A 20,155-nucleotide genomic window follows, 5' to 3' on the forward strand; every position below is an offset into this window, starting at 1 on the left:
GACCGTGCAGGTCGCGGCGATCAACGAGTGGCTGTGACCGACTTTGATACACGCCCTAGGGCAGCGGCAGTATCGATGTAATCGCGAGGGGCAGCCCGGGTAGCGAGTGCTACCACCTTTGAGGCAACCACGTCATCAAGGTGCAGCACCGGCCCGATCTGCATCATGACCGGCTGGTGGTGCCGGTCGAACCGCACCATCTGCAGCCGCACCGTCTGGTCTCCGCGACGCACCTCGCACTCGACGAGATCATGCTCGAAACCGTCGAAGACGTCGCCGAGGTCGGCTGAATCCGTGACCGCCTCGACGTGCAGTCCAGCACGACTCAGGGTCGACATCACCAGGTCGGCAGCCGCGGTGACCCCACCGGACTGGTCCGTGAACAGGTCGACGTCTTCGGTCGGCCGGTCCACCACGCCGTATGCGATCAGCGCGTGTCCGCCTGCTAACGCGAAGCCGTGTCGCTGGGCCACGGCGAGCGCCAGCCGTGCCACCTCGGCCTGGAACTCCTCTGATGTCACGCGGCGGCGGGCTGGTGGGCGCTGCGCAGCTGAGGGTGCCGTTGCTCCCAGGCCTGTCTGACGCCACGTGGAACCCACAGGTCCGGCCAGAGCCGGACCAGCGTCGGGCCGTGGAGCCAGGTGACCAGCTCGACCGGGGTGACCGCCTCGACCAGGACGGTTTCGTACATCCACCGCAGCAGTGCGGGGTTGTCGAGATTGACCCGGCGGTCGGGCTGCCAGTGCAGCCGATGCGGCAACTCGACGACGCCACTGACTGGTCCGTGCAGCTGCGCGAGTTCAGCAACGACTGCCGCGCGACGACCCGGCCGAGCCAGGTACGGCACGATGCCACCCTCGGCTTCGCTGCGTCTCACGTCATCCAGGGTAGCGGGCGATCCCGCCGCGAGCTGGCCCTACGGTGTCGACGCGGCGGGCCTGAGCCGGTTGTCGGCTACGCCGAACCAGCGCGGCAGGTGATGCAGCAGATCCTGCTGGTCGTCGCCGACCCAGGCCACATGGCCGTCGGGACGCAGCAGGACGGCGGCTACGTCCAGGTCGTCGCTGGCGTCGACGACGTGGTCGACCCGGTCCACCCAGCCGGTGACCGACAACCGGCCGGTCTGGTCGAGCAGCAGCCCACGGCCGCCACGCGTCAGCTCGTACAGGCGGCGGCCGCCGGTCAGCGCTACGTCGCGCAGCCGCCGGCCGAGCAGGTCATGGGTCAAACCGCCACCGCCGTCCCCGTCCTCGCCGCCGACGCCGTAGCGGATCCCGATGGCAGTGACCTTCTCGATCAGGCGGCGGCTGACCTCCTCGATGTCCATCAGCTCCGCGAGTAGCCGGCGCACCGCCTGCGGGCCCGGCTCGGTGGACAGCAGCTCCATCTGCGCCCGGGTGTTGTCCAGCACGGCGGCCGCCACCGGATGCCGTTCGGTGTGGTAGCTGTCGAGCAGCCCGTCGGGTGCCCAGCCGGCGACCACGGCCGCGAGTTTCCAGCCGAGGTTGACCGCGTCCTGGATGCCGAGGTTGAGGCCCTGGTCGCCGAGCGGCGGGTGGATGTGCGCGGCGTCGCCGGCCAGCAGGACCCGGCCGACCCGGTAGCGCTGCGCCAGCCGGGTGGCGTCACCGAACCGGGACAGCCGGCGCGGTGAGTGCACGCCGAAGTCGGTTCCGGCGGTCACCCGCAGTTGCCGGGTGAACTCCTCGATGTTCGGTGCGACGCTACGGTCGGCGGCCACCCCTGCGGCGGGCACCCCCAGCCGGTACACGCCGTCGCCCAGCGGCGCCGCCCCGAACCGTTTCTCGCTGGCGCGGACCTCGGCGACCACGGCGGCGACGGTCTCCGCCGGTACGGCCACCCTCATCTCGCCCAGCAGGGTGTCGACCCGGGTCGGTTCGCCGGGAAAGGCGACACCGAGCAGGTTGCGCACCGTGCTGCGGCCGCCGTCGCAGCCGATGAGGTAGCGCGAACGCTGCCAGGTCCCGTCTGCCAGCTCAGCGGTCACCTGAACGTCGTCCTGGCGCAGGCCGACCAGTTCGCAGCCGCGCCGGATCTCGGCACCGAGTTCGGCGGCGCGTTCGGTCAGCAGGCGGTCGGTGACGGGTTGCGGGATGGCGAGCACGTACCCGTGCGCGGTGTCCAGCCGGTCCGGCACGGGTTTGTCGATGCCGGCGAAACCGCCGAACGGATACCGCTGGCCGTACGCGAGGAACCGGTCCAGCAGGCCACGCTGGTCCATGATCTCGATGCTGCGCACATGCAGGCCGCCCGCCCGGACGTGGCTGGTCGGCTCCGCGTCCTTCTCCACGACGAGTACGGACACGCCGTGCAGCCGCAACTCGCTGGCCAGCATCACCCCGGTCGGCCGTCGAGGAACGGGCTGATGGAGCGTTACTGGCAGCTGCTGGGCGTCCTCAACGGCTGGCTGGCCGCCCCACCGCAGGTGCCGGCGACGGAATGGTTCATCGCCGCGCTGCGCGCCCACGCCGACTGACGACGAATCGGCCGGGTCGCCACGGCGGCAACGTCGTGGCGACCCGACACCCGCTCGACATCGATCTGGTCCCCTGGCTGGACCGATCCGCGTCATCACCGGCTGGCGGTGCCGGTCGAACCGCACCGGCTGCAGCCGTACCACCTGGTGTTGGTGCCGGTCTCGTACATCCACCGCAGCAGCGCGGGATTGCCGAGAGGTCGACCCGGCGGTCCGGCTGCCAGTGCAGCCGGTGCGGCAGCTCGACGATCCCGCTGACCGGTCCGCGCAGCTCGGAGAGATCAGCGGCGACGACCGCGCGGCGGCCGGGCCTGGCATGCACCATGCCTGGCTGCGCCCGTCGGTCTCGCTGCGTCTCACCCTCTCGGGGTAGCGGGCAATCCGGCCCGTGACCGGCCTACGGGCCGCTCACCTGGCTCGCCGCAGCTGTCACGCCGATCCGATGGGCCGCCCGTGACAGCCACAACGCCACCAGCCAGATGGCGGTCACCGGCAGGGCGAGCGGTACGAGCAGCGGCAACCACAAGCCGACCAGCACGGCGGTGGCCGGCACCGCCAGACACGCCGCCAGCACCACTGTCGCGTACGCCGGACGGACGTAGGACGTGACCAGCGGAATCGCGACGAAGGCGATCGCCGCGCAGACGCCCACCACGACACCCCAGAAGGCCTGTCGTGTCGCCGCCGACGTGGACACCACGCTGACCCACGCCAGGCCGGGCAGCGCCACCACCCAGGCGGCCAGCCACAAGCCGTGCCGGGCCACGCGGGCAACCGTGGAGGCGTCGCCCCGCCGGCTGAGCAGCTCCGCCGCCACCGCCAGGACGACGACGCAGCCGAGACCCGCGAACACCAACGCCGGGAGTACCTTGCCGGTGCCGTCGGGGCACTGCAGCTCGCCGCTGGGCAGTACGTCCCCACCGGTGGGACGACACCCGATTCGCAACGCGGACAGCACCAGCAGGCCGACTCCGCCGGCGACCACGCCGACCACCGCAGCGGCGGCTGCGGTCGCGAGGTACCAGATGAACAGCTGTTCCCCGCCGAATCGGCGCCGAGGACTCTGCTGCGACATCCTGATCATCTCCCTGAGACCGACAATGGCCCGTGCGCCCAGGCAGCCATGAAACCGGTGACGGTCAGACTACCTGGGCCGGCACTATCAGCGTAGGCGTCAGTAGTAGACCACGGTTGGACAGCCACTTACTCCCGGAGCGTAGCGAATCGGATTGGTGAATTCCTCTCCCATCAGGAAGCAGGCCGGCACTGTCCAGTTGCGACTTGAGTTGACCAGCAGGGCGCTGCCGTCGAACCCAACTGGAGGATCTCGATCGGTGTTCAGTCCCATGCAATCGGTCTGCGGGGATAGTCCAAGATTGTTGCAGTCGTTACTCTTCATGCTTACGGACGCGGCCATCCGCGAAGAGCTTTCGTTGCCAGGATACAGCTCGGCGAACGCCAGGTACAGTGTGTCCTGGGCCAGTTGGCGCGGGAAACCGATTCCGATCTCGACTCCGTTCTCGTCGCAACCATCACTTGCGATGTTGTAGTCGGCGTAGGGAGCAGAGGATTCCGGGACGTTCGCCCCCCCAAATGCCACCCATCTCGTAGGTGCCGGACCAGAAGTCCCAATCGGAGTCACCAAAGCCGGGCGGGCAAAACGGGCGGACGACCCAGCCAGGAAGATCGTCGTTCCACGTTGTTATGCCGAGTTCCATTCCCCAATCACTCGGAAAAGTCGAAGGTTGCGCGCTGTAGGCGCTTTCGTAGACGAACCAGTAGTCATAAGCTCGAAGTTCTTCCTGTACCGGTGGGTAAACGGTACGGTAGGTGTCGCCTTCCCATATTGATGGGCAGTGCTCATCGATGGAACCGTCGAGAGGTTGTACGGTGTCGCGTGCACGCTTAACCGAAAACCTTCTCGACACCACTGCCGGCGCGGTGGTGGTGACCGCAGGTGACGCCGCAGCCATCACGCTCTGCAACCTCTCGATCTCGGTCGAGGATGTCGACGCCCGGACGACCAGTGCGGACACCACCGGGCGACGATTGAACCGTCGCTGAAACGCGAGCTCGGCCCAGTTTGCCTGGTCCTTGGCGGTCACGCCATCCATCGGGATGATGCCGCCCACCACGCCATTGCCGGAGAGCCGCAGCTCCAGAACCTAGATGTCGATCTTCTCCAGGTCCTCGGCGACTGCGGCGAGCAGCGCGATCGCTTCCTGCACGTACCGCCAGGCGGTGGCGACGCCGACGGCGAACCCGGCGGCGAGCCGGGTGTGGGTGTCGCCGTTGCGTAGGTGGGCCAGGGCGAGTAGTGCCTGGCGGCCGGGGTCGAGGCGCCGCCAGCGGGATCGATGCTGGTTGCGGTGGGCTCGGATGAGGTCGGTGAGGTGGTTGAGGGTGCGGCTGGACAGCGGGATCGTGGAGGGGTAAGACAGCACGGGCGAGGCTCCCGGTCGGGGCATCGGATCTTGGTCGACTGCTGTCGTACCTGGAGCCTCGCCCTCATCGCTCTCCGGGCGCGCTGCGCCCGCTCTGACCTGCAAGATCAGGTTGGAAGAGGCTCTGTGGTGTCCCTGGCGCGGCTACGGTCGGCCGTCGAGGAACATCCGCAGCCGGGTCAGGGTCTGCTTGTCGTCGCCGGGCAGGTGCCCGTTGACCGCGCGGCACACCCAGCCCAGGCGCGATGCCACCCGGGTCGCGGCCACCAGGTCGCCGGTGAACCGTTCGGCGTACGGCACCAGGTAGGCGTCCCGCAACGGCGCGGTGTCGACCGAGTCCCGCACGTCGTCGAGCCCCCACGCCAGCCCACCTTCGAGGGTGACCGACAGGGTGAGGAACGGATGCGACACGCAGGCGTCGCCCCAGTCCATGATGAGATGGCGGCCGTCGCGGACGAAGACCTGCGCGTCGTGCAGGTCGTCGTGCTGCAGCAGCTCCGGCAGCCCGTACTGCGCCAGCTCGGCGCACAGGTCGGCCACCATCGGCGCCGCGTCGCGGAACCGTCGATCGGCGCCGACGATCCGTGCGTACGCCTGCGGCAGGGTGGCCAGCCGCCGGTCGGGCACGCCGAGGGCGAGCAGGTCGTCGACGTCGTCGGCCAGGTCGAGCTGCACCACGTCGAGCCGGCCGTCGGTCCAGTCCCGCACCCAGGCCAACCACTGCGGATCCCGCCACCGTCTGTCGTCCACGGCCGGTGATGCTAGTCAGCCGTCGACGTCGGCCGACACTCGTTCTAGCCGGCCGGGCCAGCCGGCAATGTGGGATCAGTCGTGGTCGGGGGCTCCGGTCAGGTGATGGTCGGCGGCGTACAGGGCCTCGGTGACCAGGCGGCGGACGTGGCCGCCGCGTGCCCGGTAGAGCACCCGGCGGCCGTCACGGCGGCTGGCGACCAGGCCGGCGAGCAGCAGTTTCGCCAGGTGCTGCGACACGGCGGGGCGGGCGGCGCCGACCGCCGCCGCGAGGGTGCCGACGTCGTGTTCGCCGTCGCGCAGCTGCCACAGCAGGCGTAGCCGGGTCGGGTCGGCCAGCATCTTCAACGCGGTCACCGCCGTGTCGACCTGCGCGCCGGTCGGTTGCTGCTGCCCATCCGTGGCACCTGCAGCGTTGTCGCGTGCGTACATGAGCACGTATTCTGCCATCGCCATGGACCACGACCACCACCGTCACGACCACCACCCGCACGGTCACCGGCATCCGGCGCGGCGGGCCTGGTGGCGACGGGCGCTGCACCGGCTCACCCCGCACACCCACGACACCGCCGCCAAGGTCGACGACTCCCTCGAAGCGTCCCGCGACGGACTCCGCGCCCTGTGGATCTCCCTGGCGGTCCTCGCCGCCACCGCCGCCGCCCAGGCCGTCATCGTCGCCGCCAGCGGCTCGGTGGCGCTGCTCGGCGACACCCTGCACAACGTCACCGACGCGCTCACCGCCGTACCCCTGGCGATCGCGTTCCTGATCGGCCGGCGCGCCGCCACCCGCGCCTACACCTACGGGTTCGGCCGCGCCGAGGACCTCGCCGGCGTCGTCATCGTGGTCGTCATCGCCGGCTCGGCAATCGCCGCGGGCTGGACCGCCGTCGACCGGCTGATCCACCCGGCGTCGATGACCCACGTGCCGTGGGTGGCCGCTGCCGGGGTCGTCGGCTTCGCCGGCAACGAGATCGTCGCCCGCTACCGGATCCGGGTCGGCCGGCGCATCGGCTCGGCCGCGCTGGTCGCCGACGGGCTGCACGCCCGTACCGACGGATTCACCTCGCTGGCCGTCGTCGCCGCCGCCGGGGGCGCGGCGGCCGGCTGGCAGTGGGCCGACCCGCTGGTCGGCCTCGCCATCACCGTCGCGATCGGGTACGTGCTGCGTGACGCCGCCCGCGAGGTGTACCGGCGGCTGATGGACGCCGTCGACCCGGCCCTGGTCGACAACGCCGAAACGACCCTGCGCGCGGTGCCCGGCGTCCGCGACGTGACAGCGGTACGGCTGCGCTGGATCGGCCACCGGCTGCACGCCGAAGCCGACCTCGTCGTCGACGCCGACCTGAGCCTGCTCGCCGCGCACGAGGTGGCCGCGGACGCCGAACACCAGCTCACCCACGCCGTACCCCGGCTGGTGTCGGCGACCGTGCACACCGACCCGGCCGGGCACGCCGGGGCGCACCACCACGTCACGTTGTCGCACCGCCGTCGGGCCGCGACGCTGCGGTAGAAGATGGCAGCCGGTCACAGCCCTGGGCTTGCACTCGGGTGGAGTGGTCGGCGCGTGCATCGCCTTTCACCAGCCGGTGACCGAGGTACTCACGGTGTGCAACGCCCGGGTGTACTGACTCCGGTGCCAGTGCGCCGGTGACGTGCCCGGCCCGTCAGATCAGCCCCATCAGGTTGAACCGGCGGGCCCACCCGGCCAGGTCGGCGACGGTGACATTGCCGCCGCAGACCACCAGGCCGAGCCGGACGTCCGGGCCGACCCGCTCGACCACCCGGCGGGCGGCCGGCAGCAGGCACCCGGCCGCCGGCTCCGCCCACACCTTGGCGTGCTCGGCCAGGTCCAGGCTGCCACGCACCGCCTCCGTGTCCGACACCACCAGCACGTCGGTGACCAGTTCGGTGACATGGTCGTAGGTCAGCTGCGACACCGTCGGCGCGCTCAACGTCGACACAATCGACGACAGTTTCACCGGCACGGGGCCGCCGTGCCCGCAGGCCTGCGCCATCGCCGACGCGCCGTCGGTCTCCACCCCCCAGACCCGGACGCCGGGCCGGCGGGCCCGCAGCGCGGCGGCCACCCCGGAGATCAACGCGCCGCCGCCGACGCTGACCAGCACGTCCGTCGGCGCCGTGCGGTCGTCGGCGAACGCGTCAGCCGCCAACTCCAGACCGACGGTGCCCTGCCCGGCGACCACCACCGGGTCGTCGAAGGGATGCACCATCGCCAGCCCGTCGGCCCGCAACCGCGCCGTCAGGTCGAACGCCTCGTCCATGGTGTCGACCACCCGCACCGTCGCCCCGGCGGCGGTGGCGACCTCCACCGCCCGCTCCGGCGCGGAACGCGGCATCACCACCGTCGCCTTCACGTCCAGGGCCTGCGCCATCACCGCCACCGCGATGCCGTGGTTACCGCCGCTGACCGCCACCACGCCGGCCGCCCGCTGCCCGTCGTCGAGGGTCAGCAGCTTCGCCGCCGCGCCCCGCGCCTTGAACGACCCGGTCCGCTGCAGCAGCTCCAGCTTCGCCGTCACCGGTACGCCGAGCAGCCCGGACAGGCCGGGGCTGGGCACCGTCGGCGTCCGCACCACATGGTCGGCGATCCGCCGCGCCGCCGCCTCAATCTGCGCGACGTCAATGATCATCATGCCCTCCGGGTGCGCTGGTCAGCAGCGCTACCAGTATGCCCACCGGTACGGCGACCCGTTCACCCGCGCCGAGCCACCTCGTTCAGCACCACGGCGGCGGTCAACAGCGCCGTCGAGCCGAGCAGCGGGACGTGCCCGGCCAGGCGGGACCGGTAGTCGGGTCCGCCGCTGTCCGATGTTCAACTGCCGCCCGGCGGCGAACAACGAGTCCCGGTCCGGTCGCGCCATGTCGCCATTGTGGCAGGTCCACTCGCCACGGCCCGGGGACGCGGCACCGGTCAGCGTCAAGCACGTGGCCGGAAGTCGCCCACAAATGGGCAATGGCACGGTGTTCAGCGCCGCCGCCAGCGGCGATGATGATCGCCGTCCTGACCGGACATCTCACGTTCACCAGATCGCAGGAGGACTGTGTGAGGGATATATCCACGCCGATCAGACAGATCGGCTCCGCGTTGGCTGCCGCCGCCGTACTGGTCGGTGGCCTGCTGGCCAGTCCGGCGGCCGCTGCCGCCGGGCCCGCCCCCGAACTCGGCGGTGAGGCCGCCCTGGCGCTGGCCGACCGGCTGGGTGACCGGTCCGCCGGGGCGTACCGGGACGAGGTCACCGGTGACCTGGTCGTGACCGTGACCGATGAGACGGCCGCCCGGGTGGTGCGGGCCGCGGGTGGGGTGGCCCGGACCGTCGATCGGGGTTCCGGCGACCTGGCCCGGGTCACCGGTGCTCTGTCGCGGTCGGCGGCTGTGCCAGGGACCAGTTGGTACGCCGACCCGGTCAGCAACCAGGTCGTGGTCTCGGTCGACGCGACCGTCACCGACACCCGGCTGGCGCTGGTCGAGGCGGTCGCGGCCCGCTTCGGCGACGCGGTCCGCGTCGAACGCGTCGCCGGCACGGTGGAGACCACCGCCGCCGGCGGCGACCCGATCTACTCCAACGGCCGCTGCTCGCTCGGGTTCAACGTGTACGACAGCGCCGGCCGGCCGGGTTTCCTCACCGCCGGGCACTGCACCGAGTCGCGGACGCAGTGGATGGTCGACGGGGTCGCCGCCGCCGGCACCACGGTGGCCAGCAACTTCCCCGGTGACGACTTCGGCCTGGTTCGCTGGGTCGACACCACCGTCAACCGGCCCGGGGCGGTCAACCTGTACGACGGGACGTTGCGGGACATCACCGGCGCCGGTAACCCGTACGTGGGGCAGACGGTCAGCAAGAGCGGCAGCACCACCGGGGTCACCACCGGCCCGGTCGTCGCGGTCAACGTCACCGTCAACTACTCGGCAGGTCCGGTGACCGGGCTGTTCCAGACCAGCCTGTGCGCGGACAAGGGCGACAGTGGCGGCGCGGTGTTCGCCGGCACCACCGCGCTGGGTCTGCACTCGGGCAGCAACCGGGCCGAGTGCCGCGCCTACCACCAGCCGGTGGCCGAGGCGCTGTCGGTGTACGGGGTCAACGTCTACTGACCGTGCCCTGAGTGGGCGGCCCGACGGCCGCCCACTCAGCCGGTCCCGGTCACGGACAGCACCCGCACCTGATGGTCGGCGGTGACCACCGCGACGGTGTCGCCGCTGACCACCGCGTGCGTCGCCCGGCTGTCCACCAGGTCGGTGCCGACATCGACCGGCGCGGTCCGTCGACCGGTCGCCGCGTCCCACACCGACACCTGCGGCACAGCGGTCCTCGACGCCGTGTCGATCCGGTGGCCCAGCACCACCACCCGGCCGTCGGCCACCGCCGCCGCCGACCGGGTGTCTTCGGCGGCGGTGATCTCCCCACCGTCCTCGTCGAGCAGGCAGAAGTCGTCGACCGTGCCGAACGTCTGGTCACCGAAGACGAGCCCACCCGGCACCGCGTACCAGTTGTCCTCGAATCCGAACTCGCTTGTGCGGTTCCACTTCTCGTCGCCGGTGCCGATGTCGACGGCGATCGTGCGGTACGTGCCGCCCTCGACCGCCGCGCACACCAGTCGCTCCCCGCACGGCTTGACCAGTTCGATGGTGTCACCGGCCGGCAGCGGCACGTCCCACGCGCGGGTGAACCCGTCGAGGTCGTACGCGGCCAGCACGGCCCGTCCCGGCGACGCGGTGTCGGACAGCCGGCCGATCGCGAGCCCTTCGTAGACGGTCCACGCGTCGTGGTCCAACGGCAGGTCGCCGCTGGCGACCGGGTCGCCGTCGCCGGTGTCCAGCACGAACCCCCGGCCGCTGCCCTCACTCAACTCGACGACGCGGCCCGGCTCGGCGTGCCGGTTGTCCCGCAGCCCGTACCCGGAGGCCGGCAGCACACCGGCGTCCTCGACGGGGACCGCGCCGGTCCACCGGGTCGCCGCCCGGATCCGCGACGCGTCGAGAACCAGCAGGTCGTCGTCGGGGGCCTCACGTCGCCACCGCTGCTCCCCGGTGGTCAGGTCGACCCGGGCGACCGCGTTGTCGAAGATGCCGTCCTTGATCTCGACGATCACGTCGGTGCCCAGCCGGACCACGTCGGTACGGTCCTGCCAGCTGCGTTTCCACCGCACCGTGCCGTCGGCGGCGTCGAGCACGACCCGCATGTCGTCGCCGCCGTCGGTCGCCGAGTCGACGGCGTCGACGACGAGCAGCCCACCGACGGCGGTGAGCCGCACCTCCGTCGGTTCGACGTCCACCGTCGCGGTCCAGGCCGGGTCGCCGCCGCCGGCCGGTACCGCGGTGACGGTGGTGCCGCCGACGGCGACCGCCGCGTACACGGCGAGGTCACCGGCGAGGGTGACCGTCGACCCGCCGGTGCCGGCGGGCAGCGTCACCTGGTGGACCTCGGTCAGGCCGCCTGCGGTGTCCCCGGTCCCGCCGTCGTCGTCGCGACCGAGCAGGCCGCCGATCAGGTTGGTCCCGACCGGGTCGCCGCCGTCGTCGCCGCCGGTGATCCGGTCGAGCAGCCAGCCGTCGGTCAGGCCGATCCCGACGGCAAGCGTCACCGCCACGGCTGCGGCGACCGCCGTGACCGCCCGGCCGCGACGGCGCCGACGTGCCGGCGGCGACGGCAGATCGCCGCCAGCCGCCCGTTCGATAGGGCCGGGCACCGGTGGCCCCGGCCGCGCAAGGTGCGGCACGGCCGGGGCGGCGGTCGACGGTGCCACGACGTCCGCCGACGGCGTGTGGTGCAGCGCACCGAACCCCACCGGCAGCTCCGGCTGCTCCGGCACCGACGGGGCTACCCCGAGCCGGGCGTGCAACCGGCTGGCGACCAGCGGCATCCGGCTCGCCCCGCCGACCAGCAGCAGCCCGGCCAGCCGCGCCGGATCGACCCCGGCCAGCTGCAGCACCCGGCGGGTCTCGTCGACCGCCCGGTCGACCAGCGGCCCGGCGATGCGGTCCAGCTCCTCCCGGGTCAGATGCATCGGATCGTCCCGCCCGGGCACCGTCACCGGTGCCGCCGAGGCCCGCGACAGCATCTCCTTCGCGGCCCGCACCTCGGACCAGAAGGCAAGCCGGTCACGGCGGTCGGCGGCGGTCACCGGCCGGCTGAGCCGCTGCCACAGCTGCGGGTCCCGGACCGCGACCAGGTGACCGAGGTGGGCGACCAGCGCCTCGTCGACGTCGAGCCCACCGAGGTCGTCGAGCCCGCCGGTGGCCAGCACCCGCAGCCCGCCGGCCCCGCCCACCGCAGGCTCGTTGCGGACCACCGCCACGTCGAGGGTGCCGCCGCCGAAGTCGAACACGGCCAGGGTGCCGCCCGGCGGCACCTGCCGGCCCAGCACCCGGACGCAGTAGGTGGCGGCCGCGATCGGCTCGTCGAGCAGGCGCACCGGGCCCAGCCCGGCGGCCGTGGCGGCCGCCCGCAGCAGGTCCCGACGCGGGGTACCCCAGTCGGCGGGGCAGGTCAGCACGGTGCCGCCGGCCGGATGCACGCCTGCGGTCGCGGCCTCGGCGGCGACCCGGCGCAGGGTCACCGCCAGCAGTTGCGCGACCGGCAGCTCCCGGTCGCCCAGCAGCACCGAGCCGTCGTCGACGCGCCGTTTCGGGTGCGGCTCGAACCGGTGCGGCTCCCCGGCGGCCAACCGCTGCGCGTCACGTCCGCTGTGGACGCCACCGGCGGCGTCGACGCAGACCCCGGAGGCCAGCAGCGGAGTGCCGTCGAACAGCAGCGGCCGGGGTGGCTCGTCGCCACGGCGGACCACCGCGACGGTGTGCGTGGTGCCCAGGTCGACGGCGAGCCGTACCGGTCCGTTCACGGTCCTGATGTCCTCTCCCGGGATGGCGCCGACGTGCGTACGCCGCCGGCGGGGATGCTATCGGCCGGCCGCCACCGAGGTGTCGGCACCAAGCTGCTTCAACACCCGGGTACGCAGCGTCTCGTACTGTTCGCGGCAGCGGCGCGGCGGACCGTCCGGCCGGTCGACGACCGTCCCGCCGCTGATCCGCTCGTGCGGGCCGAACTGGTCTCGGGTCAGGTCGATCTCGACCACGCCGAGCCGGTTCCACCAGTGCTGGCCGGTCCGTCGCCCGCCGGCGCTGACCTGCCCGACCAGCAGCTCACCGCCGAGCAGGTCGTGCAGCACCAGCGCGGTGACGCCGCACTGGCCGCGGGCCGGGTTGCCGGTGTGCCAGTCCGCCAGGTCGGTCGGATCGCAGGTGTCGGCGGACCAGGCGGTACGGATGACACGTTCGATGTGGGTCAGGGTCCAGGTGCGGGGGAACATGGCGGCAGATCCTGCCACAGTGGTCCGACATCGCCGCCCGGCCAGACAACGCGACCCGGGCCGCCGGTGCCGACGGAAACGGCTAGTAAGCTGCCCGGTCGTGACCGACGACAGTCAGCCGAGGACAGCCGGGCCGGGCGGCGGCGACCAGTCCGCGTTGGCGACCGCCTGCCTGGCCGCCGGCGACGGACGGCTACGGCACGGGGCGGCGTTGAAGTTCTTCTGGGGTCCGATGGACTGCGGCAAATCGACGCTGGCCCTGCAGATGGACCACAACCACGCCCGGCAGGGCCGCCGGGGTCTGGTGCTGACCCGCAACGACCGGTCGATGGGGCCGCAGGTAACCACCCGGATCGGGCTGGCCCACTCGGCGATCGAGGTCACCGACGACCTGGACCTGGTGGCGCTGGTGCGCGGCCGGTGGGCGGACGGCACTCGGGTCGACTACCTGATCTGCGACGAGGCGTGTTTCTACACCGTCGACCAGGTCGGACAGATGGCCGACCTGGTCGACGGCTACGACGTCGACGTGTTCGCGTTCGGGCTGGCCAGTGACTTCCGGTCGGTGCTGTTCCCGGCCGCGCAGCGGCTGTTCGAGATCGCCGACGAGGTGTGCCGCATCCAGGTCGAGGTGCTGTGCTGGTGCGGCCGGCAGGGCCTGCTCAACGCCCGAGTCGTCGACGGTGTGGTGGCCCGCCACGGCGAGCAGGTGGTGATCGGTGACACCGTCGACCACTCCGACGTGCGGTACCAGGTGCTGTGCCGCCGGCACCACCGCACCGGCGACCTCGGCCCCGGCCGGGCGAACCGTCAACTGACGGACGGATCCGGTCCGGCGGCGGCGAGCAGCGCGGCCTCCTGACCCGCGTCGAGCCCCAGCGGCGGCAGGTCGGTCCGCAGCGCCGGACGGTGGTCCACGCCGACCAGCCAGGCCCAGGTGTCGGCGACGGTCTCGGCCGCCGGCCGGCAGCGCAGCCCGGTGGCCAGTGCCCGGGACACGTCGCCGTGGTGCAGCGCGTCGTGCAGCTCACCCGGGGGCAGCCAGATCGGCAGCTCCGTCCAGGGCGCGACACCGGCGGCGGCCACCGCCGCCGGGTCGACCCAGCGCAGCCGGGCGGACGACCCGGTCACGTCGACGCAGTGGGTCAGCAGCTCGCCCATCGTGGTGTGGCCGCGCGGGCTGACCACGTTGACCGGCCCGCCGACACCGGCGGCGGCCGTATCGAGCAGCCAGGCCGCCAGGTCCCGGGCGTCGACGTACTGCAGCGGCAGGTCGGGCGGCCCGGGGGCGGGCACGTCGCCGCCCCGGGCGACGCGGTGCAGCCACCACGGCAGCCGACCGACGTCCTCGTACGGGCCGAGGATCAGCCCGGCCCGGGCCAGCAGCGTCCGGTCGCCGAAGGCGGCGACCGCGGCGAGTTCACCGCCGCGTTTGGCGCGGGCGTAGGGGACGTCGCCGCCGTCGTCGGCGTCGGCGTCGACCAGCGGCCCGGTCTCGTCGAGCCCGGCCGGCGGCGGGTACGCGTACACCGAGCGGCTCGACACGTACGTGTAGTGCCCGACCCGGTCGCGTAGCAGCCGGGCCGCGTCGCGGACCACCGACGGCGCGCCGGCCCAGGTGTCGACGGCCAGGTCCCAGTCACCGGTGCGCAGTGCGGCGAAACCGTCGGCGGCCGTCCGGTCGCCGACGAGCACCTGCGCGCCGGCCGGCGCCGGCCGGCGGCCGCGGTGCAGCACGGTGACCGACCAGCCGCGCGCCAGCGCGTCCTCGACGACGCACCGGCCGACGAACCCGGTGCCGCCCAGCATCAGCAGTCGCATACCACCACTGTGCCGCCCGGCCCGACGACGCGGAAGACCGTCACGCTGCCAGCGAAACCCACCACAGGTTGCCGTCGGGTAGTAACGGCTGTGCGTGGCGAGGAGGATCGATCATCGGCCGACCCGGGCGGACCGGCGGCCATGAGCAACCGAGCCTGCGCGGCCGCGCACCACCCGGCGGCCGGACATCGTAGCGCAACGTCCCGGATTGTCCACCAATGCCATGTGTCAGCGCGCGCGACGCCGCCGACAGGTGCACGATCTCTGACATGGGTTCGCTGGAGATCGGCCCGGGCGTGTGGGCCGTCACGCTCGTCGTCATCATCGCGCTGCTCACCCTCGACCTGGCGGTCGCGGCGATCCGACCGCACGCCGTCGGGTTCGGTGAGGCGGTCGCCTGGTCGGTGTTCTACGTCGCGGTCGCCGTCGTGTTCGGCCTGGTGTTCATGGCCTGGGCCGGCGGTGACTACGGCACCGAGTACTTCGCCGGCTACCTGGTGGAGAAGAGCCTGTCCGTCGACAACCTGTTCGTCTTCGTCATCATCATCAGCACCTTCGCTGTTCCCGAGGAACATCAGCACAAGGTGCTCACCTTCGGCATCATCGCCGCGCTGGTCCTGCGGGCGATCTTCATCGCCGCCGGCGCCACCCTGCTTAACCTGTTCTCCTTCATGTTCCTGGTCTTCGGCCTTCTGCTGATCTTCACCGCCGTGCAGCTGTTCCGGCACCGCAACGAGGACCCGCAGGTCGACGACAACGTGCTGGTCCGCGCCACCCGGCGGGTGCTGCCGGTGACACCGGACTACGTCGACGGGCGGCTCGTCACCCGCCTCGACGGTCGCCGTGTCGTCACCCCACTGTTCATCGTGCTGATCGCGATCGGCAGCACCGACCTGCTGTTCGCCCTCGACTCGATCCCCGCCGTGTTCGGTGTCACCCAGCAGCCGTACATCGTCTTCGTCGCCAACGCCTTCGCCCTGATCGGGCTGCGGGCACTGTTCTTCCTGGTGAAGGGTCTGCTGGACCGGCTGGTCTACCTGTCCACCGGGCTGGCGCTGGTGCTCGCGCTGATCGGCGTCAAACTGGTGCTGCACTGGGGCCACACCCTCGACGACCGGGTCCCCGAGGTGCAGACCCCGGTGTCGCTGGGACTGATCCTGGTGATCCTCACCGTCACCGTCGTCGCCAGCCTGGTCAAGGTCCACCGCGACCCGACCGCTCGCGCCCACGCCGGTTCGCTGCGCGGCCACGACGACCAGCAGCGGCAACGGTGACCCACCGGATCGGGTGAGACGCTCAGCCGGACGCGGCGGCGCGGGCGGTCCGCGCCGCCGCGATCCGGTACGCAGGATCCCGATCCAGGTTGTACCGGTCCCGGTCGTACCGGCGGGTGGTCCGTGGGTCGGCGTGCCCCATCGCGTCCTGCACGTCCTCCAGTGGCACCCCTTCGGCGCGGGCGGTGGTGGCGAACGCGTGCCGCAGCGAGTGCGGCGACAGCCGGTCCCACGCCGGCAGACCGGCGGCCCGGGCCAGCCGCCGGACCAGCCGGAACACGGCGTGCCGGTCCAGCCGCGCGCCGCTGGCGGTGGCCAGCAGCGGGCCGTCGAGCGCATCGGCCGCGACACCGGCGGCTCGGGCCCGGCCAGCCAGGTACGCGTCGAGCGCCGCCGCGGTGTCCGGCGCCAGCGCCCGGCGGCGGGCCCGGCCGCCCTTGCCGACGAACCGGACACTGCGGTGCCCCCGCTCGTCGCCGACGTCGGCGACGTCCAGGCTGACCAGTTCACCGACACGCAGCCCCAGATCGGCCAGCAACGCCAGCACGGCGAGGTTGCGCGCACCGCTCGCCCCGGTGTCGGCGCGGGCCGCCGCGAACAACGCGTCGACCTGGTCGGGGCTCAACCCGACAGTCGCCGAATGGTCCCGGTCGATCCGCGGCCGGTCCGCGTCGGTCACCGGGTTGGCCGGCACCGCCCGCAGCCGCACCAGGAACGCGTACCAGCTGGACATGGCGGACAGTTTCCGGGCCACCGTCGCCGGGGTCAGCAGCCGTCCGCTGCGCTGGTCGACGGTGGCCTCCAACGCCCGGGCGTACGCGTTGACGTCCAGGAACGACGCCTGCAGCGGGTCGAGTCCAGTCGCGGAACACCACGACAACCAGCCCGTCACGTCCCGGCGGTAGGCGGCCCGGGTGTGCTCGGACAGCCGACGGTTGCGCAGCCACGCCTCGGTGAAGTCGACCGGGGCGGTGGCGGCGGTCAGGCCGCGGTCGACCGGCCGGGGGACGAGACCGGGGGTGGTTCGTTGGCGCATCGCAGCAGGATGCCAAAGCCGGTGCCGCCGACGACGCCGAAACGCCGTACGTGATCTTTCCGCGCTGAACCTGACCCTGACGCCTGCCCGGGCGGCCGCGACACGCGGTACGGCGCCGTCAGGACATCCGGACGATCTGGCCGGTCACGTAACGGGCCTGGTGCGAGGCGAGCAGGGTGACGACCTCCGCGACGTCCTCCGGGCGGGCGATACGGCTCAGCGGACTCGAACCGGTGATCTGCTTCTCCACCTCCGGTGTCACCCAGCCGGTGTCGGTGACCGGCGGCTGCACCATGTTGGCGGTGACCCCGTACGGGGCGAGTTCGGCGGCGGCCGACATGGTGTAGTTCTCCTGCGCGGCCTTGGCCGCCCCGTACGACACCTCCTCGGGGAAGCCGTGCGGGCCGCCGGAGGTCAACCCGACGATCCGCCCCCAGTTGGCCTTACGGGCCAGGTGCCGGCGGGCGAACTCGGCGATCAGAAGCGCCGGGGCGCGGGCGTCGACGGCGAACTGGCGGTCGAAGGTGCCGGCGTCGACGTGGGTCAACGGCCGGCCGAACCGATCCCGGCTGTCCGGCCGGAACGTGTCGCTGAGCCAGCCGCTGGCGTTGTTGACCAGGATGTCGACCGGGCCGAACGAGGCCGCCGCCTCGTCGAACAGCCGGGCCGGGGTGGCCGGATCCGCCAGGTCCGCCTCCACGGCCACCGCCTTGCCGCCGGCGGCGACGATCCGGTCGACGACACTGCGGGCGTCCTGGGCGCGGACCCGCCCGTACTGAGCGGGAAACGACGGATCGTCGGCGTAGGGGGACGGGTCCATCCGCAGGTACGCGGCGAGCACCGCGGCGCCCTGGGTGGCCAGGGCGAGCGCGATCGCCGCGCCGATGCCCTGGTTCGCGCCGGTCACGATCGCGACGTGCCCGGTCAACCGGGGGTCGATCATCTGCCCAGGATGCCCGGCCGACGACACCGGCGCGAGGCGTTCTCCGGCTTGTCCCCCCGCCGGGCACGACGAGTCCCCGCCCGGCGCCGGGCGGGGACTCGGTCAGCTGGGTTTCAGCTGCTGAGCTGCCGGCGGCCGTCGTCGCCGACGCTGATCGAGACCCGGCGCGGCTTGGCGCGCTCCGCCACCGGGATCCGCAGGGTCAGCACGCCGGCCTCGTAGCCGGCCTCCAGCTTGTCGGTGTCGAGGGTGTCACCGAGGAACAGCTGCCGGGTGAAGGTGCCCATCGGCCGCTCGGCGGCGACGAGTTCGACCTTGTCGCCGGTGGGGCGGTGGCGCTGGGCACGCACCGTCAGGACGTTGCGTTCCACGGTGCACTCGATGCTGTCCGGGTCGACGCCGGGCAGGTCGAACGCGGCGTAGAACCAGTCGCCGTCGCGGTAGGCGTCCAGGTGCATGACGGCCGGACGGGTGGTGGTGCCGAAGAACTGCTCGGCGATCCGGTCGATCTCCCGGAACGGGTCGGTGCGCATCAACATTGTCGGACCTCCTCACGGGCGCGGGCTTCTCACTCCCTCAAGTTGAGCCCCGCAGACTCAACTTACTTATAGCTATAGCGCGCAACCCTGAGAGCGTCAAGTCGTCCCGTACGCGGGACAAACCGGTCGACCGGACCCGCTGGCGCGTGGACCCCCGCTGTGCACGCCTTCCTCGCCCACCTGCACGACGCCGGGTTCGGCGGCGCACCCCGACCGCTCGGCGTCGACGCCGCCGGCCGCGAGGTGCTGACCTACCTGCCCGGAACGGTCCCCTGGCCGGACCGGTTCGACCTGCTCGGCCCAGACGCGGCCCTGCGCCGGGTCGGCCGCCTCGTACGCGACCTGCACGACGCGGCCGCCAGCTTCACCCCACCACCGGGTGCCGTCTGGCGGCGGCTCATCCCACCCGACGGCACCGATCTGGTCGTCCACCACGACCTCGCGCCCTGGAACCTGGTCGTCGGCGACCGCTGGGCCTTCATCGACTGGGACACCGCCGCGCCGGGCACCCGGCTGTGGGACCTCGCCTACGCAGCCAAGGCGTTCGTGCCGCTGACCGCCGACCCCGCCTGGCAGCGCCCCGACGCCGCCCGCCGGCTACCGGAATGCGGGCCAGTGCTCCGGCCTTCAGGCCCGGGGGTGAAGGCCCGCGCTGGGAGGGCCGCCAGGGCCCGAGCAGTGCTCTAACCTGGCCGGTCCTGCTGCTCGATGTACTGCTTCACGATGCTCAGTGGCGCGCCGCCGACGGAGCCGGCGAAGTACGAGCCCGACCAGAGCTTGTTGGCCCGGTGGTAGTGGCGTGCGAGGTCGGGGAACTCCTGCCGCGGGTGGCGCGACGAGACGCCCTTGAGTGAGTTGACCAGGCGGGAAACGGCGACTTTGGGTGGGTGGTCGACCAGCAGGTGGACGTGGTTGTGGCCGCCGTTGAACTCGACCAGTTCGGCCTCGAAGTCGCGGCATACGTCCAGCATGATCGCCTCCATGCGGGTCAGGTGCCGGTCGGCGAACACCGTGTGCCGGAACTTCGTCACGAAAGCCAAGTGGACATGCGTCGCGAAGACGCAGTGCCTGCCGGTACGGACACCTTCGACTTCTGCCATAGACCAACGATGATGTCGTGTGGTTCGTGCAGCTCCGGTACCAGTTCCGGGTCTACCCGACACCCGGCCAGCAGATCGCGCTGGCCCGGGCGTTCGGATGCGCCCGGGTGGTGTTCAACGACGGGCTGCGCCTCCGGCAGACCGCACGCGAGCAGGGCCTGCCGTACGTGTCGGACGCCGAGTTGTCCAGGCGGGTCATCACGCGGGCCAAGACGACTCCGGAGCGGGCGTGGCTGGGCGAGGTGTCGGCGGTGGTGTTGCAGCAGGCCCTCGCGGACCTGAACGCCGCGTACCGCACCTTCTTCCACTCCGTGTCGGGCAGGCGCAGGGGCCGCATGGTGGCGCCGCCGAGGTTCCGGTCCCGTAAGAGCGACCGGCAATAGGGTCCAAGATCCGGACATGCGGGTACCTGGAAGTAGTAGGCA

The 20,155-nt window shown here is 72.1% G+C and carries 21 protein-coding genes and 1 pseudogene; 6 read left to right on the plus strand and 16 right to left on the minus strand.

Annotated elements, in window-relative coordinates:
* Positions 1–20: 20 nt before the first annotated feature.
* The 8 genes and pseudogenes from ACFHWS_RS27170 to ACFHWS_RS27205 all read right to left on the minus strand — a co-directional run bounded on the left by ACFHWS_RS27170 (position 21) and on the right by ACFHWS_RS27205 (position 6,123).
* A complete protein-coding gene (locus ACFHWS_RS27170) occupies positions 21–494 on the minus strand; it encodes a nucleotidyl transferase AbiEii/AbiGii toxin family protein (protein ID WP_416569430.1) in 474 nt (157 codons plus the stop codon).
* Between the two features lie 23 nt (positions 495–517).
* Positions 518–877: a hypothetical protein gene (locus tag ACFHWS_RS27175; protein WP_416569431.1), complete on the minus strand. Its 360-nt coding sequence runs from the start codon at positions 875–877 to the stop codon at positions 518–520.
* Between the two features lie 39 nt (positions 878–916).
* The gene (gene rox / locus ACFHWS_RS27180; protein WP_416569442.1) at positions 917–2,404 is read right to left on the minus strand and encodes a rifampin monooxygenase; all 1,488 of its coding nucleotides are present in this window, start codon (positions 2,402–2,404) and stop codon (positions 917–919) included.
* A 490-nt stretch (positions 2,405–2,894) separates the two neighbouring features.
* Positions 2,895–3,572, minus strand: coding sequence for an adenylate cyclase (locus tag ACFHWS_RS27185; RefSeq protein ID WP_416569432.1), 678 nt, complete (start codon positions 3,570–3,572; stop codon positions 2,895–2,897).
* A 457-nt stretch (positions 3,573–4,029) separates the two neighbouring features.
* Positions 4,030–4,629 (minus strand): hypothetical protein, encoded by a 600-nt coding sequence (locus tag ACFHWS_RS27190; RefSeq protein ID WP_416569433.1) that lies wholly within the window; start codon positions 4,627–4,629, stop codon positions 4,030–4,032.
* 51 nt (positions 4,630–4,680) lie between these two features.
* Positions 4,681–4,941, minus strand: a pseudogene (locus ACFHWS_RS27195) (helix-turn-helix domain-containing protein); the annotation flags it as partial.
* A gap of 144 nt (positions 4,942–5,085) precedes the next feature.
* Complete coding sequence (locus ACFHWS_RS27200) at positions 5,086–5,691, minus strand: hypothetical protein (protein ID WP_416569434.1); 606 nt, start codon at positions 5,689–5,691, stop codon at positions 5,086–5,088.
* 75 nt (positions 5,692–5,766) lie between these two features.
* Positions 5,767–6,123, minus strand: coding sequence for an ArsR/SmtB family transcription factor (locus tag ACFHWS_RS27205; protein WP_416555975.1), 357 nt, complete (start codon positions 6,121–6,123; stop codon positions 5,767–5,769).
* Between ACFHWS_RS27205 and ACFHWS_RS27210 the strand changes: the two genes are divergently transcribed.
* Positions 6,122–7,201, plus strand: a complete 1,080-nt coding sequence (locus ACFHWS_RS27210) for a cation diffusion facilitator family transporter (protein WP_416569435.1) — start codon at positions 6,122–6,124, stop codon at positions 7,199–7,201. The two genes, ACFHWS_RS27205 and ACFHWS_RS27210, sit on opposite strands and share 2 nt — an antisense overlap.
* Before the next feature lie 154 nt (positions 7,202–7,355).
* On the opposite strand, the gene ACFHWS_RS27215 is transcribed toward ACFHWS_RS27210, so the two are convergent.
* Complete coding sequence (locus tag ACFHWS_RS27215) at positions 7,356–8,345, minus strand: threonine/serine dehydratase (RefSeq protein WP_416569436.1); 990 nt, start codon at positions 8,343–8,345, stop codon at positions 7,356–7,358.
* Between the two features lie 410 nt (positions 8,346–8,755).
* Between ACFHWS_RS27215 and ACFHWS_RS27220 the strand changes: the two genes are divergently transcribed.
* The gene (locus ACFHWS_RS27220; RefSeq protein ID WP_416555978.1) at positions 8,756–9,802 is read left to right on the plus strand and encodes a S1 family peptidase; all 1,047 of its coding nucleotides are present in this window, start codon (positions 8,756–8,758) and stop codon (positions 9,800–9,802) included.
* A 35-nt stretch (positions 9,803–9,837) separates the two neighbouring features.
* Here the strand turns inward: ACFHWS_RS27220 and ACFHWS_RS27225 are convergent, their stop codons facing one another.
* Together ACFHWS_RS27225 and ACFHWS_RS27230 are read right to left on the minus strand one after the other, a co-directional pair.
* On the minus strand, positions 9,838–12,549 hold the full coding sequence (locus ACFHWS_RS27225; RefSeq protein WP_416569437.1) for an Hsp70 family protein: 2,712 nt from the start codon (positions 12,547–12,549) through the stop codon (positions 9,838–9,840).
* A 57-nt stretch (positions 12,550–12,606) separates the two neighbouring features.
* Positions 12,607–13,017 carry a hypothetical protein gene (locus ACFHWS_RS27230; RefSeq protein WP_416555980.1) on the minus strand — a complete coding sequence of 137 codons (411 nt, stop codon included), beginning with the start codon at positions 13,015–13,017 and terminating at the stop codon, positions 12,607–12,609.
* Positions 13,018–13,174: 157 nt separating this feature from the next.
* Here ACFHWS_RS27230 and ACFHWS_RS27235 point away from each other — a divergent pair, with 157 nt between their 5' ends.
* A complete protein-coding gene (locus tag ACFHWS_RS27235) occupies positions 13,175–13,879 on the plus strand; it encodes a thymidine kinase (protein ID WP_416555991.1) in 705 nt (234 codons plus the stop codon).
* On the opposite strand, the gene ACFHWS_RS27240 is transcribed toward ACFHWS_RS27235, so the two are convergent.
* On the minus strand, positions 13,828–14,838 hold the full coding sequence (locus ACFHWS_RS27240; RefSeq protein WP_416569438.1) for a reductase: 1,011 nt from the start codon (positions 14,836–14,838) through the stop codon (positions 13,828–13,830). The two genes, ACFHWS_RS27235 and ACFHWS_RS27240, sit on opposite strands and share 52 nt — an antisense overlap.
* Positions 14,839–15,107: 269 nt before the next feature.
* Here ACFHWS_RS27240 and ACFHWS_RS27245 point away from each other — a divergent pair, with 269 nt between their 5' ends.
* Positions 15,108–16,112: a TerC/Alx family metal homeostasis membrane protein gene (locus tag ACFHWS_RS27245; protein WP_416555982.1), complete on the plus strand. Its 1,005-nt coding sequence runs from the start codon at positions 15,108–15,110 to the stop codon at positions 16,110–16,112.
* A gap of 22 nt (positions 16,113–16,134) precedes the next feature.
* Here the strand turns inward: ACFHWS_RS27245 and ACFHWS_RS27250 are convergent, their stop codons facing one another.
* The 3 genes from ACFHWS_RS27250 to ACFHWS_RS27260 form a co-directional block, all read right to left on the minus strand.
* Positions 16,135–17,148 carry a tyrosine-type recombinase/integrase gene (locus tag ACFHWS_RS27250; RefSeq protein WP_416555983.1) on the minus strand — a complete coding sequence of 338 codons (1,014 nt, stop codon included), beginning with the start codon at positions 17,146–17,148 and terminating at the stop codon, positions 16,135–16,137.
* Positions 17,149–17,266: 118 nt separating this feature from the next.
* Positions 17,267–18,091: an SDR family NAD(P)-dependent oxidoreductase gene (locus ACFHWS_RS27255; protein WP_416569439.1), complete on the minus strand. Its 825-nt coding sequence runs from the start codon at positions 18,089–18,091 to the stop codon at positions 17,267–17,269.
* Between the two features lie 113 nt (positions 18,092–18,204).
* Positions 18,205–18,630: an Hsp20/alpha crystallin family protein gene (locus ACFHWS_RS27260; protein WP_123601561.1), complete on the minus strand. Its 426-nt coding sequence runs from the start codon at positions 18,628–18,630 to the stop codon at positions 18,205–18,207.
* Positions 18,631–18,789: 159 nt separating this feature from the next.
* Here ACFHWS_RS27260 and ACFHWS_RS27265 point away from each other — a divergent pair, with 159 nt between their 5' ends.
* Positions 18,790–19,317: a phosphotransferase gene (locus ACFHWS_RS27265; RefSeq protein ID WP_416555985.1), complete on the plus strand. Its 528-nt coding sequence runs from the start codon at positions 18,790–18,792 to the stop codon at positions 19,315–19,317.
* Here the strand turns inward: ACFHWS_RS27265 and tnpA are convergent.
* Positions 19,314–19,730, minus strand: coding sequence for an IS200/IS605 family transposase (gene tnpA / locus ACFHWS_RS27270; protein ID WP_416569440.1), 417 nt, complete (start codon positions 19,728–19,730; stop codon positions 19,314–19,316). The genes ACFHWS_RS27265 and tnpA overlap by 4 nt on opposite strands.
* 17 nt (positions 19,731–19,747) lie before the next feature.
* Between tnpA and ACFHWS_RS27275 the strand changes: the two genes are divergently transcribed.
* Positions 19,748–20,113: a helix-turn-helix domain-containing protein gene (locus ACFHWS_RS27275; RefSeq protein WP_416569441.1), complete on the plus strand. Its 366-nt coding sequence runs from the start codon at positions 19,748–19,750 to the stop codon at positions 20,111–20,113.
* Positions 20,114–20,155: the final 42 nt, after the last annotated feature.

Source organism: Micromonospora sp. LOL_013 (assembly GCF_048060315.1).
GTDB lineage: Bacteria > Actinomycetota > Actinomycetes > Mycobacteriales > Micromonosporaceae > Micromonospora_E.

Excerpts from the sequence above, each read along its gene's own strand:
- ACFHWS_RS27255 (WP_416569439.1), bottom strand. The coding sequence starts at position 18,091 with ATGATCGACCCCCGGTTGACCGGGCACGTCGCGATCGTGACCGGCGCG.
- ACFHWS_RS27205 (WP_416555975.1), bottom strand. The coding sequence starts at position 6,123 with ATGTACGCACGCGACAACGCTGCAGGTGCCACGGATGGGCAGCAGCAA.
- ACFHWS_RS27230 (WP_416555980.1), bottom strand. The coding sequence starts at position 13,017 with ATGTTCCCCCGCACCTGGACCCTGACCCACATCGAACGTGTCATCCGT.
- ACFHWS_RS27185 (WP_416569432.1), bottom strand. The coding sequence starts at position 3,572 with ATGTCGCAGCAGAGTCCTCGGCGCCGATTCGGCGGGGAACAGCTGTTC.
- ACFHWS_RS27210 (WP_416569435.1), top strand. The coding sequence starts at position 6,122 with ATGAGCACGTATTCTGCCATCGCCATGGACCACGACCACCACCGTCAC.
- ACFHWS_RS27215 (WP_416569436.1), bottom strand. The coding sequence starts at position 8,345 with ATGATGATCATTGACGTCGCGCAGATTGAGGCGGCGGCGCGGCGGATC.
- ACFHWS_RS27240 (WP_416569438.1), bottom strand. The coding sequence starts at position 14,838 with ATGCGACTGCTGATGCTGGGCGGCACCGGGTTCGTCGGCCGGTGCGTC.
- ACFHWS_RS27260 (WP_123601561.1), bottom strand. The coding sequence starts at position 18,630 with ATGTTGATGCGCACCGACCCGTTCCGGGAGATCGACCGGATCGCCGAG.
- ACFHWS_RS27250 (WP_416555983.1), bottom strand. The coding sequence starts at position 17,148 with ATGCGCCAACGAACCACCCCCGGTCTCGTCCCCCGGCCGGTCGACCGC.
- ACFHWS_RS27245 (WP_416555982.1), top strand. The coding sequence starts at position 15,108 with ATGGGTTCGCTGGAGATCGGCCCGGGCGTGTGGGCCGTCACGCTCGTC.
- tnpA (WP_416569440.1), bottom strand. The coding sequence starts at position 19,730 with ATGGCAGAAGTCGAAGGTGTCCGTACCGGCAGGCACTGCGTCTTCGCG.